General features: G+C 34.5%; 16 protein-coding genes. 11 read left to right on the top strand and 5 right to left on the bottom strand.

What is annotated here, in order from left to right:
* The 4 genes from AC3WRL_RS17195 to AC3WRL_RS17180 all read left to right on the top strand — a co-directional run bounded on the left by AC3WRL_RS17195 (nucleotide 1) and on the right by AC3WRL_RS17180 (nucleotide 6,029).
* Nucleotides 1–1,431, top strand: coding sequence for a glycoside hydrolase family 30 protein (locus AC3WRL_RS17195; protein WP_492330829.1), 1,431 nt, complete (start codon nucleotides 1–3; stop codon nucleotides 1,429–1,431).
* Between the two features lie 6 nt (nucleotides 1,432–1,437).
* Entirely contained in the window at nucleotides 1,438–3,660 is a 2,223-nt protein-coding gene (locus AC3WRL_RS17190; RefSeq protein WP_492330828.1) for a glycoside hydrolase family 3 N-terminal domain-containing protein, read from the top strand.
* Between the two features lie 77 nt (nucleotides 3,661–3,737).
* A complete protein-coding gene (locus AC3WRL_RS17185) occupies nucleotides 3,738–4,550 on the top strand; it encodes a glycoside hydrolase family 16 protein (RefSeq protein WP_261512017.1) in 813 nt (270 codons plus the stop codon).
* A gap of 39 nt (nucleotides 4,551–4,589) precedes the next feature.
* The gene (locus AC3WRL_RS17180; RefSeq protein WP_261512018.1) at nucleotides 4,590–6,029 is read left to right on the top strand and encodes a glycoside hydrolase family 30 protein; all 1,440 of its coding nucleotides are present in this window, start codon (nucleotides 4,590–4,592) and stop codon (nucleotides 6,027–6,029) included.
* Nucleotides 6,030–6,116: 87 nt separating this feature from the next.
* Here the strand turns inward: AC3WRL_RS17180 and AC3WRL_RS17175 are convergent, their stop codons facing one another.
* Both AC3WRL_RS17175 and AC3WRL_RS17170 read right to left on the bottom strand, forming a co-directional pair.
* Nucleotides 6,117–6,926 (bottom strand): enoyl-ACP reductase FabI, encoded by an 810-nt coding sequence (locus AC3WRL_RS17175; protein ID WP_214825554.1) that lies wholly within the window; start codon nucleotides 6,924–6,926, stop codon nucleotides 6,117–6,119.
* Nucleotides 6,927–7,050: 124 nt separating this feature from the next.
* Nucleotides 7,051–7,416 carry a YtxH domain-containing protein gene (locus AC3WRL_RS17170; RefSeq protein ID WP_214825552.1) on the bottom strand — a complete coding sequence of 122 codons (366 nt, stop codon included), beginning with the start codon at nucleotides 7,414–7,416 and terminating at the stop codon, nucleotides 7,051–7,053.
* 139 nt (nucleotides 7,417–7,555) lie between these two features.
* Between AC3WRL_RS17170 and AC3WRL_RS17165 the strand changes: the two genes are divergently transcribed.
* The 3 genes from AC3WRL_RS17165 to AC3WRL_RS17155 all read left to right on the top strand — a co-directional run bounded on the left by AC3WRL_RS17165 (nucleotide 7,556) and on the right by AC3WRL_RS17155 (nucleotide 9,515).
* Nucleotides 7,556–8,113 carry a DNA-3-methyladenine glycosylase I gene (locus AC3WRL_RS17165; protein WP_492330827.1) on the top strand — a complete coding sequence of 186 codons (558 nt, stop codon included), beginning with the start codon at nucleotides 7,556–7,558 and terminating at the stop codon, nucleotides 8,111–8,113.
* Between the two features lie 161 nt (nucleotides 8,114–8,274).
* Nucleotides 8,275–9,024, top strand: a complete 750-nt coding sequence (locus AC3WRL_RS17160; RefSeq protein WP_214825548.1) for an SDR family NAD(P)-dependent oxidoreductase — start codon at nucleotides 8,275–8,277, stop codon at nucleotides 9,022–9,024.
* Nucleotides 9,025–9,170: 146 nt separating this feature from the next.
* A complete protein-coding gene (locus AC3WRL_RS17155; protein WP_492330826.1) occupies nucleotides 9,171–9,515 on the top strand; it encodes a winged helix-turn-helix transcriptional regulator in 345 nt (114 codons plus the stop codon).
* Between the two features lie 46 nt (nucleotides 9,516–9,561).
* Here the strand turns inward: AC3WRL_RS17155 and AC3WRL_RS17150 are convergent, their stop codons facing one another.
* Both AC3WRL_RS17150 and AC3WRL_RS17145 read right to left on the bottom strand, forming a co-directional pair.
* Entirely contained in the window at nucleotides 9,562–10,416 is an 855-nt protein-coding gene (locus AC3WRL_RS17150; RefSeq protein ID WP_492330825.1) for a nucleoside phosphorylase, read from the bottom strand.
* Nucleotides 10,417–10,423: 7 nt separating this feature from the next.
* Nucleotides 10,424–10,891 carry a hypothetical protein gene (locus AC3WRL_RS17145; RefSeq protein WP_261512019.1) on the bottom strand — a complete coding sequence of 156 codons (468 nt, stop codon included), beginning with the start codon at nucleotides 10,889–10,891 and terminating at the stop codon, nucleotides 10,424–10,426.
* 229 nt (nucleotides 10,892–11,120) lie between these two features.
* On the opposite strand from AC3WRL_RS17145, the gene AC3WRL_RS17140 reads away from it, so the two are divergent.
* The 3 genes from AC3WRL_RS17140 (at nucleotide 11,121) to AC3WRL_RS17130 (ending at nucleotide 16,330) form a co-directional block, all read left to right on the top strand.
* Nucleotides 11,121–12,953: a cytochrome-c peroxidase gene (locus tag AC3WRL_RS17140; protein ID WP_492330824.1), complete on the top strand. Its 1,833-nt coding sequence runs from the start codon at nucleotides 11,121–11,123 to the stop codon at nucleotides 12,951–12,953.
* Between the two features lie 273 nt (nucleotides 12,954–13,226).
* A complete protein-coding gene (locus tag AC3WRL_RS17135; RefSeq protein WP_492330823.1) occupies nucleotides 13,227–15,374 on the top strand; it encodes an alkaline phosphatase PhoX in 2,148 nt (715 codons plus the stop codon).
* A 56-nt stretch (nucleotides 15,375–15,430) separates the two neighbouring features.
* Nucleotides 15,431–16,330 carry a leucine-rich repeat domain-containing protein gene (locus tag AC3WRL_RS17130; RefSeq protein WP_214825539.1) on the top strand — a complete coding sequence of 300 codons (900 nt, stop codon included), beginning with the start codon at nucleotides 15,431–15,433 and terminating at the stop codon, nucleotides 16,328–16,330.
* A 1-nt stretch (nucleotide 16,331) separates the two neighbouring features.
* Here the strand turns inward: AC3WRL_RS17130 and AC3WRL_RS17125 are convergent, their stop codons facing one another.
* Nucleotides 16,332–16,655 (bottom strand): translation initiation factor, encoded by a 324-nt coding sequence (locus AC3WRL_RS17125; RefSeq protein ID WP_214825538.1) that lies wholly within the window; start codon nucleotides 16,653–16,655, stop codon nucleotides 16,332–16,334.
* A 314-nt stretch (nucleotides 16,656–16,969) separates the two neighbouring features.
* Between AC3WRL_RS17125 and gpmI the strand changes: the two genes are divergently transcribed.
* Complete coding sequence (gene gpmI, locus AC3WRL_RS17120; RefSeq protein WP_214825537.1) at nucleotides 16,970–18,520, top strand: 2,3-bisphosphoglycerate-independent phosphoglycerate mutase; 1,551 nt, start codon at nucleotides 16,970–16,972, stop codon at nucleotides 18,518–18,520.
* The last annotated feature ends 4 nt before the right edge of the window (nucleotides 18,521–18,524 follow it).

Raw genomic sequence — 18,524 nt, 5'->3', positions numbered from 1 at the left:
ATGAAGTTTCACAGTTTATATAGTTTCTTTTTTAGAAGTATCGCACCACTTTGTGGTGTGGTACTTTTATCTTTATCAGCGTGTAAGTCGAGTTCAGCAAATAATAGGAACGAAGTTCAGGTATGGCTTACCAAAGGTGATGAGAGCATAAAATTACAGCAGCAACCTTCAATCAATTTTACGAACAATCCTGATAACGGTCAGAATATTGAAATTGACGATACTCAAAAGTTTCAATATATTGATGGTTTCGGATATACATTGACAGGGGGAAGTGTGGAAGTAATTAACAGACTTTCAGAAGTAAAAAGAAAAGCTTTATTAAATGAACTTTTTGGAAATAATACAAACTCAATTTCTGTCAGCTACCTTAGATTAAGTGTAGGAGCCTCTGATCTTGATGGCGAGGTATTCTCTTATGATGACCTACCTGAAGGAAAAACAGATATTTCACTGGAACATTTCAGTTTAGCAAGAGATAAAGATCTGATTGCTATGTTAAAAGAGATTTTAGCGATCAATCCGAAGATTAAGATTATTTCTGCTCCATGGTCAGCTCCGGTTTGGATGAAAGATAATGGAAAGTCAAAAGGAGGAAGTCTAAAACCTGAATATTACGGGGTATATGCGAATTATTTTGTGAAATATATTCAGGGAATGAAAAAAGAGGGTATTAATATTGATGCTATTACACCTCAGAATGAACCGCTGCATCCGGGAAATAATCCAAGTTTGTATATGACCTCTGATCAGCAAAAAGATTTTATTAAAAATCATTTAGGTCCGGTTTTCCAATCTAATGGGATTAAAACTAAAATTGTCGTATATGATCACAATTGTAACAAACCAGAATATGCTACCAATATTTTAAGCGATCCTGAAGCTTATAAATATGTTGATGGTTCTGCATTTCATTTATATGAAGGAGACATTTCTGCATTAAGTACCGTTCATAATGCGTATCCAAATAAAAATCTTTATTTTACAGAGCAGTGGACAGGAGCTAAAAGCAACTTTAATGAAGATCTTAATTGGCATACTAAAAATGTGATCATTGGTTCCATGAGAAATTGGAGTAAAATAGCTTTAGAATGGAATCTGGCTAATGATCCACAGTATAAACCTCATACTGATGGTGGTTGTACGGAGTGCAAAGGAGCGATTACTATTTCTGACAAGGAAAATTTTACCAGAAATGTTTCTTATTATATTGTTGCACATGCAGCAAAATTTATTCCTCCTAACTCGCAGCGAATTGGTTCTTCTCAAACAAACAATCTATCTTCTGTAGCTTTTAAAACTCCAAAGGGAAAAACTGTTTTAATAGTACAGAACAACAGTAAAACGGAAGAGGTCTTTACTCTTAAGTATAACCAGAAAACAGCTCCTGTAAGTATATCAGGAAATTCTGTAGCAACCTATATTTTCTAATTAATTATGAAAAAAGCTTATTTCTTATTAGCATTTGCAGCATTTGGATTGAATACATACGGACAAAAGACAATTGATCAAAAAGTTTCTGATCTTTTGTCTAAAATGACATTGGAAGAAAAAGTGGGACAATTGATGCAATACAGTGGCTTTGCATATGCTACAGGACCCCAGAATTCCAATTCAGCAACCGTTCTTGAAGAAATAAAAAAAGGTAAAGTGGGCTCTATGCTAAATGTAGCTGGCGTAGAAGAAACAAAATCTTTTCAAAAATTAGCTTTAGAATCAAGATTAAAAATACCGTTATTATTTGGACAGGATGTTATTCACGGATACCGAACCACCTTTCCTGTTAATCTTGGACAGGCAGCAAGCTGGGATTTAACATTAATTGAAAAATCTGAAAGAATAGCTGCTACGGAAGCTTCAGCATATGGAATTCACTGGACTTTTGCTCCAATGGTAGATATTGCCAGGGATCCAAGATGGGGGAGAGTAATGGAAGGCTCTGGTGAAGATACTTACTTAGGAACACTGATCGGTTTGGCAAGGATTAAAGGATTCCAGGGAAAAGGTCTTGGAAACCTCGATGCAATAATGGCTTGTGCGAAACATTTTGCGGCGTATGGCGCAGCAGTAGGTGGAAGAGACTATAATTCTGTAGATATGAGCCTCAGACAACTGAATGAAACCTATTTACCTCCTTTCAAAGCTGCGGCAGAAGCAGGCGTTGCAACATTCATGAATTCTTTTAATGATATTAATGGGGTTCCCGCGACTGCTAATAAATACATTCTTAGAGACTTGTTAAAAGGAAAGTGGAACTACAATGGTTTTGTGGTTTCAGATTGGGGAAGCATTGGTGAAATGGTTAACCATGGTTATACGAAAGATAAAGCGGAAGCCGCTGAAAAAGCTATTTTGGCAGGAAGTGATATGGATATGGAAAGTCACGTTTATATGACGGAACTTCCAAAACTGGTTAAAGAAGGAAAAGTAGATCCAAAATTCATTGACGATGCGGCAAGACGAATTTTAATCAAAAAGTTTGAAATGGGATTATTTGATGATCCTTATAGATTCAGTAATGAGAAAAGAGAAAAAGAGCAGACCAATAACTTGGAGAACAGAAAATTCGGAAGGGAATTCGGGTCAAAAAGTATTGTTCTTTTAAAAAATCAAAATAATATTTTACCACTTTCAAAATCTACGAAGACGGTAGCTTTAATAGGACCTTTTGGAAAAGAAACGGTAGCCAATCATGGATTCTGGTCTGTTGCTTTTAAAGATGACAACCAAAGGATCATTTCTCAGTTTGACGGAATTAAGAATCAGTTGGATAAAAATTCAACTTTATTATATGCTAAAGGTTGTAATGCTGATGATCAGGATAAATCAATGTTTGCTGAAGCAGTAGAAACGGCAAAGAAAGCTGATGTTGTTATTATGACTTTAGGGGAAGGACATGCAATGAGTGGGGAAGCGAAAAGCCGGAGTAATATCCATTTTTCTGGTGTTCAGGAAGAACTGTTAAAAGAAATTGCAAAAACCGGAAAACCTATTGTATTGATGATCAACGCGGGCAGACCTCTCGTCTTTGATTGGGCAGCGGATAATATTCCTGCGATTCTGTATACGTGGTGGCTAGGAACGGAAGCAGGAAACTCAATAGCTGATGTTCTTTTTGGAACTGTAAATCCGGGAGGTAAACTTCCCATGACTTTTCCAAGAACCGAAGGTCAGATTCCTGTTTACTATAATCATTATAATACAGGAAGACCCGCAAAAACGAATAAAGAACGAAGTTATGTTTCTGCTTATATCGATCTAGATAACGATCCTAAATTTCCTTTTGGATATGGATTAAGTTATACTCAGTTTAAATATTCTGATATGACGCTAAGCTCAACAAGTCTAAAAGGAAATCAAGCTTTAAATATTAAAGTGAATGTTTCTAACAACGGAAATTATGACGGTGAAGAAGTAGTGCAGTTATATATCAGAGACTCATTCGGAAAAGTAGTAAGGCCTGTAAAAGAATTAAAAGGTTTCCAAAAAATACTTCTGAAAAAAGGAGAAACTAAAACAGTAAACTTTACACTAACTCCAGAAAATTTGAAATTCTATGATGACCAATTAAATTATGATTGGGAAGGTGGAGAGTTTGAAATTATGGTAGGAACCAATTCTCAGGATGTTCAGACAAAAAAAATTAATTGGATTAAATAATTAGATCAAGAGGAGCGGGTTTTAACCCGCTTTTAATAAAACGGAATAATTGCCGGTTCACTAAACCACCATATTGTATGAAAATTAATATCCGAAGACATTTTTATTTATTAATAACAGGGGGGATTTTATCTCTTTCTATATCAAACTGCACAGCTCAGAAATCTGATTCCAATAGAAATCTAATCTGGAGTGATGAATTTAATGGGAAAGGATTGCCAGATTCTTCAAAATGGAATTATGATGTTGGCGGAGATGGTTATGGAAATAAAGAAGCCCAGTTTTATACTAAAGAACGTCTGGAAAATGTAAGGATGGAAAATGGGAATTTAATCATTGAAGCGAGAAAGGAAAACTGGGAGAAAAATAAATATACTTCAGCAAGGCTTTTAACCAAGGGAAAATTTTCTTTTCAGTATGGAACAATTGAGGTAAGGGCAAAATTACCGAAAGGACGTGGAACATGGCCTGCCATCTGGATGATGAGTGAAGATATGAAGAAATGGCCTGATGATGGCGAGCTGGATATTATGGAGCATGTTGGGTTTAATCCCGGGTATATCCATGCTTCCGTACACACCAAAAAATATAACCATATTCAGGGAACACAGAAAACAGATACTTTAATCATCAGTGATGCAAGTGATCGGTACCATGTATATAAAGCAGATTGGACACCAGAGAAAATAGATGTTTATATTGATGATAGGAAGTTCTTCACGTATGAGAATAAAGAAAAAAACTATGAAGCATGGCCTTTTGATCAGCCTTATTTTATCATTTTAAATCTGGCTGTTGGCGGATTTTGGGGTGGAAAGGAAGGAATAGATGATTCCATTTTTCCACAAAAATATTATATAGACTATGTACGGGTTTATCAGAATAAATAATGAAGGGAATAAAACCTCCATAAAACAGGAAGTAATACAATGAAAAAACTAATCGTAAGTTGTTTTGTTATAGGGATGGCTTGTAATGCTCATGCACAAAACTACTGGAAGAAAAATGCCGGAAAATCAGCAAAAGTTATTGTTACCAATTCTAAAACCAATGAGAAAATGGTTGACAAAGGAATGGTAAAATTTGAAAAATTTGATCAGCCTAAAGAAAATGAAGCCTGTGTTTTCGTAGATCCGGATTTTAAATATCAAAAATTAATAGGAATTGGTGGAGCAATTACAGATGCTGCAGCAGAAACTTTTTATAAATTACCGAAGGACAAACAGAAGGAAATTATCGAAGCTTATTATGGGAAGAATGGTTTAGGTTATACCATAGTTCGAACCAATATGAATTCCTGTGATTTTTCAAGTGATTCTTATACTTATGTAGATGATAATGACGCGTCATTAAAGTCGTTTTCGGTTGCCCATGATGAAAAGTATAAGATCCCAATGATTCAGGAGGCTCAAAAATCTATAGGAAATCAATTTAAGCTTTATTTTTCTCCATGGAGCCCACCAGCGTGGATGAAATCTAATAAAGATATGCTGAACGGTGGAAGGCTGGAAAATCAATATTATCAGACCTGGGCAGATTATTATATCAAGTTTATTAAGGAATATGAAAAAAGAGGGATGAAGATTTGGGGATTAACGGTTCAGAATGAGGCAATGGCAAAACAAAAATGGGAGTCCTGCCTTTATACTGCGGAGGAGGAAGGTGCATTTTTGAAAAATAATCTTGGTCCAACCTTGTGGAAGAATGGATATAAAGATAAAAAAGTAATGATCTGGGATCATAATAGAGATTTGATCTTTCAAAGGGCAACCACGACATTAGGTGATCCTGAAGTTTCAAAATATACATCCGGTATTGCCTATCACTGGTATGAAACGTGGCACAACAAAACACAGTTATTTGATAATGTTGGAGAAACACATAGGGCATTTCCAGATAAATTCCTGGCTTTTACAGAAGGATGTAAAGAGGTATTTAATATGTCAAGGATCAATGATGTCAGTTTAGGGGAGCTGTATGGTAAAAATATGATCAACGATTTTAATCGTGGAACTTCTTTATGGACGGACTGGAATGTACTTCTGGATGAAACAGGAGGTCCCAATCATGTTGGAAATTTATGTTTTGCACCAATCATTGCCGATACAAAAACAGGAGAGGTACATTATACTTATGAATACTATTATGTTGGGCATGTTTCAAAATATATAAAACCTAATGCTCAGAGAGTTGGAAGCTCTACAAATACATCAGGTTTAATTTCTACTTCATTTATGAATGAAAATGGAGAACTTGTGACTGTAATTATGAATAATTCGGATGATGATATAGATACTCATCTTTGGATTGAAGGAATGGCGGCCAAACTTTCAGCGCCTGCACATTCCATACAGACTGTAATTTTATAAACACTTCATATTAATATTTTTTTATTAAAATAGGCTGTCTCTAGAGACAGCCTATTTATTTTTATCATCGAAAGTTTGTTAAACAAATTATTCAACATCATATTTTCTGATTACCTTCTGAGTTACTCCAGAGCTGCTGAAACCTCCATCATGGAAAAGGTTCTGCATGGTTACTTTTTTCGTAAGATCAGAGAAAAGGGTCACACAATAATCTGCACACTCAAGAGCTGTAGCATTTCCAAGAGGAGACATATCTTCAGCATATCCAAGGAAACCTCCGAAACCTTTCACTCCGCTACCTGCAGTAGTTACTGTAGGAGACTGAGAAACCGTGTTTACACGTACTTTTCTCTCACCCCAATAATTTCCAAAAGTTCTTGCAATACTTTCCAAATAAGCTTTGTTGTCAGACATATCATTATAATCCGGGAACGTTCTTTGAGCAGCAATATAAGTAAGTGCTAAAATACTTCCCCACTCATTCATACAGTCTTTTTCCCAAGCCACACGCATTACTTTATGGAAAGAAACAGAAGAGATATCCCAGCCTTTTTCTAACCAATCGTAATTCATTTCTGTATAATGTTTTCCTTTTCTTACATTTACGGACATTCCTATAGAATGAAGGATGAAATCGATTTTTCCAAATTTTGCGATGGCAGTATCAAAAAGCTTTTCAAGATCTTCAATAGAAGTAGCATCTGCACCAACAACTTCAGAACCTGTTTTTTCAGCTAAACCATTAAGTTCTCCCATTCTCAAAGCAATAGGAGCATTAGATAAGATAAATTCAGCACCTTCTTCATGGCATCTTTCAGCAACTTTCCATGCGATCGATTGTTCATTAAGGGCCCCAAAAATAATTCCCTTTTTGCCTTTAAGTAAACCGTATGACATAATTTTTTAATGTTTATTAATATACATACAAATGTAACGATAATTTGTGTTCAGAACATAATAAAAAACAGAGCCTTTATAAAAAGACCCTGTTTTTTTTGAAAATATTTATATAACTGAAATTCTAATTGGTTTTTTTATTCCATTCTGCTTTTACATCTTCAGCGGCATCATTCGCCTTATCTTTCACATCTTTTGCAGCATCCGTTGCTTTATCTTTTGCATCTTCGGCAATGTCTTTCGTTTTTTCCCATGCATCACCCGCTTTATCTTTAATATCTTCCCAAGCATCAGAAATATTAGCTTTTACCCTGTCTAACCAATCTTCCTGGCTAGCTTCCTGGTCGTTGTTTCTCTTTTCATTAATATAATCCCTAGCTTTATCTGCTAAATCGTTGATTTTCCATTTTGCATCGTTAGCTGCATTTTTTAAAGAATTTTCTGTGTTATTTACAGCGTCTTCCGCTTTGTTGTAATCTGAATTATTCATAAGATTTATTATTTAGTGATATTTGTAGTAAAACAATAACCATTCCTAAAGCCGGGATACGCTGTTAAATTTTTCATAATCTTTTGTTATAGTTTTCCAAATCAGTTTTATCTTTAAAGCTAAATAAAAATGAATATTTATGGAAAAGATACGCTGTGGATGGTGTGAAAGAGATGATCTGTACAGAAAATATCATGATAAAGAATGGGGGAGTCCTGTTTATGATGATGAAACTATTTTTGAATTTCTGATATTGGAAAGTTTCCAGGCTGGCCTAAGCTGGTATACCATTTTAAGTAAAAGAGACAATTTTAGGAAAGCATTTGATCATTTTAATTATAAAAAGATTGCAAAATATACCGATGATAAGGTGGTGGAACTTATGGCAGATTCTGGGATCATAAGGAATAAACTTAAAATTTTAGCGACCATCACTAATGCACAGCGATTTATGGAAGTTCAAAAAGAGTTTGGCTCTTTTTCAAAATATATCTGGAGCTTTGTAGATGGAAAACCTATCGATAACAAACCAGAGACTTTAAAAGATATTCCTACTACTACCGATATTTCTGATGCTTTGTCAAAAGATTTGAAAAAGAGGGGTTTTAAATTTATGGGCTCTACTGTAGTATATGCACATATGCAGGCAACAGGTATGATGAATGATCATATCAAGGATTGTTTTACCAGACAGTGAATATTTGTCTTACTCTATGCTATAATATAATAGTATGATCATTAAATATCTATTATCAGATACATTTCCTTAGAAAACCAGTAACACGCATGTTACTGCATTCGTTTTTTGGAAGTTTTGAAACATAATTTTGTTAAGAATTTAAAACAAAAAATAAAATTATGTCCATATTAAAAGGAAAAACGGCTTTTGTAACCGGAGGAACAAGAGGAATGGGAGAAGCCATTGTAAGACGTTATATTCAGGAAGGAGCAGAGGTAGCATTTACCTATGTAAATTCTGATGAAAAAGCAGAAGCACTTGTTGCTGAGATTGCAAGATCAGGAGGAGTTGCCTATGCAATAAAAGCGGATGCTTCGATTTCTGGAAATACAGAAAAAGCGATCATAGAAGCTGCTGACAAATTTGGTAAAATAGATATTTTAGTAAATAATGCTGCCATATCAATTGCCGGTCCTGTAGAGCAGGCTCATACACAGGCAGATGATTACAACAGACAAATTGATGTAAACATAAGGGCAGTAACGGAGGCTGTGCGTACAGCTTTAAGATTTATGCCCGACGGAGGACGCATTATCACTATTGGTTCAGTTGGAGCAAAACGCATAGGAGGACCTACTATGAGTGAGTATATTGCTACAAAAGCTGCTGTTGGCGCTTACAGTCGTGGATTAGCATGGGATCTGGGATTAAGAAATATTACAATAAATACAATAGAGCCTGGAGTTATTGATACAGATATGTTGAAAAAAGCAGATAATGCTACCAGGGAATTTTATATGAATGCTATGGCATTAAAAAGGTTAGGAACACCGGAAGATGTAGCTGGTTTGGCAAATTTTCTGGCAGGTCCCGATGCAGCTTACATTACTGGAAGCAGTATCGTTATTGATGGCGGTTTCTCTGCTTAAATCCTTTAATATAAATATCAGATTGATGATCCACTCTGTTTTCAAAACAGGAGTGGATTTCTTTATCACTGCCTTGTTGGCATAGAATTCCTTTGGTATTATTATTGATTTTTTCTAATCATTAAAAACCTAATTTTTTACGAACCATGAAAAAATGCGTTGTTATAGATCACACTGAGGAAAACCTGCGTGCATTACAGGATACCATATATGTTATTGGTGGTAAATGGAAACTTCCTATCCTTTTTGCATTGGGTAATGGCAAAAAACGGTTTCTTGATATTAAACGCGATATTTCCGGTATTTCTACACGAATGCTTTCCCTCAATTTAAAAGAAATGGAAATTAATAAATTAGTAAAAAGGTCAGCTTGTGAAGATACCAGAGAGGTAATCGAATATGAATGTACCGAACATGCTAAAGACTATGCAAAATTAATGAAAGATATGATAGAATGGGGGAAAGAGCATCGAAGAGTTATTATAGCATAAAAAAGAAACCGTCATAGTAGACGGTTTCTCTTTTTATTTAAAATTGTTATTTAATAATTCTTTCCAATACCCATTCGATAAGGTTCTTTTCTGAGGCATGGTGATCAGAGGAGAATTCTCCACGTCTTCTGTTAGCAATAACGTTATTTACAGTAATCGCTTTATGTCCCAATAATTTTGAGAATGCATAAATGGCAGAAGTTTCCATTTCAAAATTGGTGATCCCAAGATCATTTAATGTTTCCAGGAATTTGTCATCTAGAGCTTTTAAACGAAGCTGTCTTCCCTGCGGAGCGTAGAACCCTGGAAAGGTCGCCGTATTTCCGTGATATTTGGCATCTTTATAATAATCTGCCATATCTTCAGCCCATTCTGCGAAATAAAGCATCGGCTTAATCTTATCATAAGGGAATTTTTCTAAAAAGCTTTTAGAAAACTCATTTTCGAAATGATAATCCTGATAAAAATGCATTAAGCCATCTAAACCTACAACATTCTGAGTGACCAACATATTGTCAACCTGCACATCAGGGTTTACACTGCCACATGTTCCCATACGGAAAAGTTCAAGTGTTTTATGTTCTGTTTTAAGTTCTTTGTTTTTAAGATCGATATTCACTAAAGCATCAAGCTCATTCATTACAATATCAATATTCTCTGTACCGATCCCTGTAGACATTACAGTAACTCTTTCACCTCGTAATGTTCCGGTATGTGTATAGAACTCTCTTTTGTTTTTTTTGATTTCTACTTTATCAAAATATTGAGATACTTTTGGTACCCTGTCAGGATCACCAACAAGGATGATTTTATCAGCAATATCTTCAGGTAAAAGGTTTAAGTGGTAAACACTTCCGTCTTCATTTAATACAAGCTCTGAGGCTGCAAGTTTATTTAGCATAATATGTTTATTTTTTTGTGTCGATGAATATAGCATCTTTATAGGGAGTAGGCATAAGTTCTATAAGTGAACCATATTCTTCTACAATTCTTTTTTGATTGTTTACAACCTCATATACAGTAATGGTTGTTTTTTCGAAATTTTTAGGATCCTTTCTTTGAGAAGTGATTTCATAAAAATGATTATCCTTTTTCATGACAGAAACCAATTCTTCTTTGGTCGAATTATTGGATGTCATCATTCCTGGAAAGTCCATTACGATTTCTTTTAATTCTGTATAATTCTTATAAGGCTTTATCAGTCCATTTGAGTAAACGTAAACTTTAGGTACTTCTACACCTTCTGCCAAACGAATCAGATAGTAGTCATTTCCTTTTTTTTCCGCATAAACAGCCATTTCCTGAGTTGATTTTTGTGCAAAAGAATTTAATGAAAAAAGACCTGCTATAAAAGTCAAAAATAATTTTGTTTTCATAATAATATTTTGTTTTGATTTGTTGAAAAATAGTTTTAAAATCCTCTTCCCATCATTCCTTCATCATTTTTTTTAAAAGAACCGGATCTGTATTCGGATTTTCAGTATAGTGAATTTGGTTTCGGGGCTTAAAATTAATAAAATTCTATGAATTAAAATATAAACATTATTTAATCCAGATTTAAAACTGGGATAACATCGGAGTTGTAGCTTTGCAGCTAAAAATTTCATGAGATATTCTCTATCATTTATTATCATCTTATTATTCGGTTTTGCAATAATGTCATTTAATCCAACTGACAAAGGCGTAGAAAAAGAAAATACTGTCATAAACAAAGGATTAACTGATTTCAAAAATAAACTCGAACAATTAAAAACAGACGTATATCTGTTTGATGATGATAAAATATCTCTTGAAGATCTACAAAAATCATTAAGAAGTACAAGAAATTCTTTTAAAGAAATAGAATTCTATATTGCTTATCATTACCCCGAATTCACCAAAACCCATCTTAACGCAGCACCACTGTTTCATATAGAAGCGGCAGGAACTTCTGCATACACCTTGCCTCCTGAAGGGTTACAGGTATTGGATGAATTGATCTTTTCTGAAGAGGCTGGTGAACAAAAGGAAAAGATAAAATCCATTACCGATTTCTTGTATAATAGTTATGCGAACTTTTATTTAAGTTCAATTAAAAATGGATTGAGTAAAGGAACCAATAAAACCTTACCTCTTCGAATAGAATTAATCAGAATTTACAGTTTAGGAGTAACAGGATTTGATACCCCAGGTTCATTAAATATATCAGAAGAAGCTGGTTATGCACTTTTGGGAATTAAAAAATACATCAATGATGATCCTTATTTTAAAAATTATAATATTCAAAAAGTAAATACAATCCTTTCTGCAGCTGGTGAGTATCTATCAGAACATAAAGATTTTGAAACATTTGACCGTATAGAATTTTATAAAAAATATGTACAACCTTTATATGAAGAATTTGGTTCTTGGGACGGAAGATCAGATGATCTCAAAGAGTTTTCAGGATGGAATGTGGGTAATAAAAACTTCTTTAGCAGTGATTTTCTGGATCCTTATTTTTATACATTACTACAATCATCGGAAGACAGCCCTGAGCTTAGAGAACTTGGAAAAGATATTTTCTATGATCAAAGTGTAAGCGATAACACAAAGATGAGTTGTGCAACATGTCATTTACCTGAAAATGCTTTTACAGATCTAAAAGTAAAATCACCTAGCAATGTAGAAGGAAAGACAGTATTGAGAAACTCGCCTTCTCTATACAATGCTGTATTTGCAAAAAGATTTTTCTATGATATGCGCGCATTCTATATCGAACAACAGGCGGAACATGTTATCTATAATGAACAGGAATTTAATACGAGCTACGAAAGTATCATCAAAAAATTAAAAACAAAACCTGAATATAAAAAAGCCTTCCGTTCGGCATTCAAAGATGGTAAGATCAATAAAGAGAACTTCTCCAAGGCATTAAGTTCTTATGTCGCTTCTCTGTATTCTTTTGAAAGTGATTTTGACCGCTTTATGAGGAATGAAAAAGAAATTTCAGATGATGCTAAAAAAGGTTTCAATTTATTTATGGGAAAAGCCAATTGTGCAACATGTCATTTTGCACCTCATTTTTCCGGTCTGGTTCCTCCTTTCTATAATGAAAATGAATCTGAAGTATTAGGAGTTACAAAGGCACCAATCAATAAACTGCCTTTGGAATTAGATTCAGATCCGGGTAGGATAAAAAGTCCCGTGAAAAAAGAAAATTCATGGATCTATGAAAACTCTTTTAAAACAGTAACGGTGAGAAATATTGCCCTTACCAAGCCTTATTTCCATAATGGAGCTTTCAGTACTTTAGATGAGGTTCTGGATTTCTATAATGAAGGTGGTGGAGAAGGATTAGGCTTGAAAATGAATAACCAGACTTTACCTGCGGATAAACTCAACCTCACCAAACCGGAAATCAAGCAGATCATTGCATTTCTAAACACACTTACTGATATTAGCCGAGCAAAGAAGTAATAAGTGTTGTGAGTTTCGAGATGTGGGTTGAGGTTGAGACACGAGGTTATGGAATTTGGCTTTCAGGATTGGAAACATCAATATTGCTTCCAATAACTTTCAATTTCAATTGTCAACCCACACAAATCCCACATCATAATTTAACAATAACTTAATTCCCTTAATATTGGGTTTTTAATTTTGTAACATTGGATGATGTTTATTTAAAACTGTATTAATAGAGGGCTCGTGATTATAAAATAGTTTTGCAACATCTAATAAATCGAAACTATTATGAAGAAAAAACTACTTACAATTGCAGCTCTTGCATTAGTATCAAGTTCTGTATTTCAAGCACAGACTTTTGTTTTCAATAAGAATGCCTCATGGAGGTATAAAGACAACAACCAGGCGCAGGTTGCTCAATGGAAGGATACCAACTTCGATATTACTTCTTGGTCAACAGGAAATGGTCCTCTTGGATATGGTGATCCTGTAACTACAACGATCAGTTCAGGTCTTACAGCTGCTTATTTTGCAAAAGATTTCACTGTAAATTTAGCCGATCTTTCTGATGCAATGGAATTAGGTATTATGAGAGATGATGGTATTGTAGTATATCTGAATGGAGTAGAAGTTGTAAGAGATAATATGCCAACAGGAGCTATTGCTTTTAATACACCGTCTGTTAACACTATTGATGGTGCTGCGGAAAGTGTTTACAATATTTTCTCGATTCCAAAATCAAAATTTGTAAATGGGAACAATAGAATATCTATTGAATTGCATAACAGAACAGGGCAAAGCTCAGATTTAAGAATCGATGCCTATCTTAAAACGACAACGACTCCAACGAATCCGGTTAGCTGTAATATTGCTCATATCAGCTGTTTTACTTCTATTGTTCCAACATCGCAAACGAATAAGCTTATTATCCCAACAGAACATAAATATCAGCTTATTTTAAAAGAAGGTGATAACTATACACAGGGAGGTGGATTAGTAGGAGGTCAGAATGACTTTACAGCTTATGTACCTAAAAACGGAAGTGCTACTAATGGATATCTTTCTGTAAACCATGAAACAAACCCTGGTGGAGTTACCATGGCTGAAATCAACTATAATGCTTCATCGAAACTTTGGCAGTTGACAAAGTCGAGAGCTGTAGATTTTTCAACACCTAGTTTAGTACAAACGATCAGAAACTGTTCTGGAGGTATTACACCTTGGGGAACAGTAATAACTGCTGAAGAATCGGTAACATCAAGTGATGTAAATGCTGATGGATATAAAGATTATGGATGGTTGGTAGAAATTGATCCTGCAACCGCTCAGGTGATCTCTCAAAATACAGATGGTTCTAAAGGTAAGCTATGGCAAATGGGTATTATGAATCACGAAAACGTAGTGGTTAATAATGCAGGAACTACCGCTTATTATGGTGAAGATGGTGGAACACATTTGGTTTATAAATATGTAATGGATACCCCAAATAATCTGTCTTCAGGTAACCTTTATGTATTGAAGTTAGATCAGGGACTAAGCAGTGGTGGAGATCCTGTAGGAACTACTGCAACATGGATTCAGGTTCCTAATAAATTTAAAGCTGACCAGAATAATACCAATAATTTGGCATCCTCATTAGGGGGAACTTCATTTAATGGAGTAGAAGATGTTGATATCAGTCCATTAGATGGGAAAATTTATTTTACAGCTAAAGGTTTAAATAAAGTATATCGTTTACAGGATAATGGAACAACTGCTTCATCAGTAGAAACTTTTGTAGGTGGACTTTCTACCGTATACTCTTTCAATACCGCACAAGGAATGAAATCTGAAGTTTGGGGAGATGGTAATGACAACCTTACCTTCGATGAACTGGGAAATCTTTGGGTATTGCAAGACGGGGGTAAAAATTATATTTGGGTAGTGGCACCAGATCACACGGCGGCAAATCCTAAAGTAAGACTTTTCGCTTCCATGCCTACAGGATCTGAGCCCACAGGACTTACATTTACGCCAGATCATAAATTTGGATTCTTCTCTATTCAGCATCCGGATGGTACGATCTCTACAGATGTTGATGCAACAGGAAATGTGATTGATTACCGTGGAAAATCTGCAACGATTGTTGTAGCGCTTAAAGATAATTTAGGACAAAACGGAACTTTAGGAACTATTGATGCTAAGGCAGAAAATACAGTTACTATAGCACCAAACCCTACTTCAGGAATTGTGAAAATTAATTCTCCTAAAGGTCTGAAGGATATTTCAGTAATAGCTTACAGTATCGATGGTAAGATTGTTTACACAAAGAAATTCACAGGTTCTAATACTACATTGGATTTAGATTTTACATCACAACTTGAAGCATCTGGAGTGTTGATCTTGAATATTGAAGCTGTAGGTTTCCAGAAAACCGTAAAACTTCTTAAAAAATAATTTATTAATATTTTATAGCTGTCGGTAATTTTATTATCGACAGCTTTTCTCTTTCTATGAAAAAGCTATCTCTACTTCTTATTTTGTTTTCTATCAGCTTTGCTAAGGCACAGATCGATCCCGTAAAATATCCTACTTATACCAATGTAGAAGACGCATTGAAAAGTGATAAACCGGTTTATAGTATGAGCTTTAGAGGTAAGGGAATGTTTAATGTTCCCTCTGAAATTAAGAAACTAAATTCTTTGTTTTTTTTAAATATTATGGGGAATAATTTAGAAAGGATGGATCAGGAACTATTTTTATTAAAAGATCTTGAAATTTTAAATGCCAACGAGAACAGCATTAAATTTATTCCTGATGAGATAGGGGAGCTTACAAAATTGAAAACACTTTCCATAAATCTGAATAGTTTAACATCTGTTAATCCGAATATTGCTAAACTACAGCAGTTGAAGGCAATCCATCTTGATGCCAATAATCTGAATGTTTTCCCGGAAACATTAACTCAAATTCCAACCCTTGAAGAAATTAACCTTCAGGGTAATCAAATCAGTTTTATTTCAGGTCATTTAAAACAAATTAAAAATTTAAAATATCTGAACCTTGCTGCCAATCAAATCAATGACCTGGGAAGCCTTGAGTTTCCAAAGGATCTGAAATATCTTGAGCTGCAACAGAATGCTATTTCAAAACTGCCTGAAACATTATTTCAATCAAGAAATCTTGAATTCCTTAATCTTAGTCAAAACAACATTAAAGAAATTTCAACTAAAATAAAAGGATTAAAAAGTGTAGTAAGTATGAACCTTGCTAACAATGACTTAAAGGATCTTCCCATAGAAATTTCAAAATTGAAAAATCTTAAAACATTGATACTGACAGGAAATCCTATGGATAAAGCAACAGTTGAAAAACTTAAAAGCCTGTTACCGAAAGCGCAAATTTATTTCTAAATTATCCACCGACTCTTTTAGTTTTATAACCCATATCTTTAAGAATTTCCATGATCTTATCACGGTTGTCACCCTGAATGATGATCGTTCCATCTTTTTCCGATCCCCCAATTCCTAAAGTTGTTTTAATCTTTTTAGAGATTTTTTTCAAATCTTCTTCAGTTCCTTCCCAGCCTTCAATCACAGTGACAGGCTTTCCATTTCTTCCTTTTTTCTCAAACTTACATACTAAAGGCTCTTTCTGCTTGAATTTTTCTTCAGGCATTTCAAAATCCTGTTCTTCGTGCCCAGGAAAAAGGTTCTTCAATTGATCTCGTAAATCCATAGAGCAAAATTAAAAATAATAATTAATTCCTCACAGTGGTGGTAGAAAATATGTTCAATTTATTCTATAGTCCTCGGCAGGTCTTGCAGATAGTATAGGTTTTTCATCGTTATAAGAGAGCTAACCTAAGTATAGAATGAGATTTTAGAAATGTAATTAAGATGGCGTAATCTGTAATAACAAAAAAAGTATTTGCTTTAGAATTTTCTTCATTTAAAAAGGAAATAAATAAATTCTTTAATAAAAATTTAAGTGTTTGAGATTATTAGTTTCATTGGAAAATAGGTAAATTTGTATAATAAAAGTTACAGAAAATGTCGAAAAAAGCAATACTGGCAATACTTGATGGATGGGGATTGGGAAAGAATCCTGAAGTTTCAGCATTAGATAGTGCCAATACACCATTTATAGATAGTTGTTTTCATAAATATCCACATACAACCCTTGAGGCAAGTGGAACAGCAGTAGGGCTTCCTGCCGGACAGATGGGAAATTCTGAAGTTGGACATATGAACCTTGGAGCCGGAAGAGTGGTATATCAGAATCTTGTAAAACTGAATATGGCCGTTGAAAACGGGACTCTGGGTGAAGAAAAGGTTATTCAGGAGGCTTTTGAATATGCCAAAAGAGAAAATAAAAAAGTACACTTCATAGGATTGGTTTCCAATGGTGGAGTACATTCACATATCAACCATTTAAAAGGTTTATTAACAGCCGCGAAGAATTTCGGATTGAATGACAATGTATTTGTTCACGCTTTTACTGATGGTAGAGATTGTGATCCACATTCAGGATTAGGCTTTATTAAAGAATTGGAAGACCATATGCATTCAACGACTGGAAAATTAGCAACTGTTGTTGGAAGGTATTACGCGATGGACAGAGATAAAAGATGGGAGCGTGTGAAATTAGCTTACGATGCATTAACAGAAGGAGTAGGACTTCAAACAACAGATGCATTAGCAGCTATTCAAGAGTCTTATGACAATAATGTGACAGATGAGTTTTTAAAACCAATTATTTTAATACATACAACAGAAACTGGAAATGTAGTACCTGTTGCTAAAATTGTAGATAATGATGTGGTGATCTGCTTTAATTTCCGTACTGACAGAGGAAGAGAAATTACAGAAGTTCTTTCTCAACAGGATTTACCCGATTACTTCATGCGTAAATTGAATTTGTATTATGTTACACTGACCAATTATGATAAAACCTTTAATAATGTTCATGTAGTTTTTGATGAAGAAGTACTACAAGAAACAATGGGCGAAATCATTGAGAAAAATGGTAAAACTCAAATCAGGATTGCCGAAACAGAAAAATATCCACATGTGACATTTTTCTTCTCAGGAGGAAGAGAAAAAGAATTCGTCGGAGAAAGAAGATTACTTTGCCCAAGTCCGAAGGATGTTCCTACTTATGATTTGAAACCCGAAATGTCAGCATATGATATTACAAACGCAATCATTCCTGAATTGGAAAATGAAACAGCTGATTTTATCTGTCTCAATTTTGCCAATACCGATATGGTAGGTCATACCGGAGTATTTGAAGCGGCAGTAAAAGCGGCAGAAACTGTAGATAAATGTATTGAAAAAGTAGCTACAACAGCTTATGAACATGGTTATGCGGTATTTATTCTCGCGGATCATGGAAATTCTGATGTGATGGTTAATCCTGATGGAACTCCAAATACACAACATTCTACGAATTTGGTTCCTTTTATTATAATGGATAAAGACCATACATGGAATTTGAAACCAGGGAAGTCAGGGAAATTAGGGGATGTGGCTCCAACTATTCTAAAAATAATGGGAATAGATATCCCAAAAATAATGACTGGAGATATTTTAGTGAACTAGACAA

Source organism: Chryseobacterium sp. FW101-FHT12H09, assembly GCF_058790395.1.
Note: the sequence above shows the minus strand (reverse complement) of the source record. Positions and strands in the feature narration are given on the sequence as shown.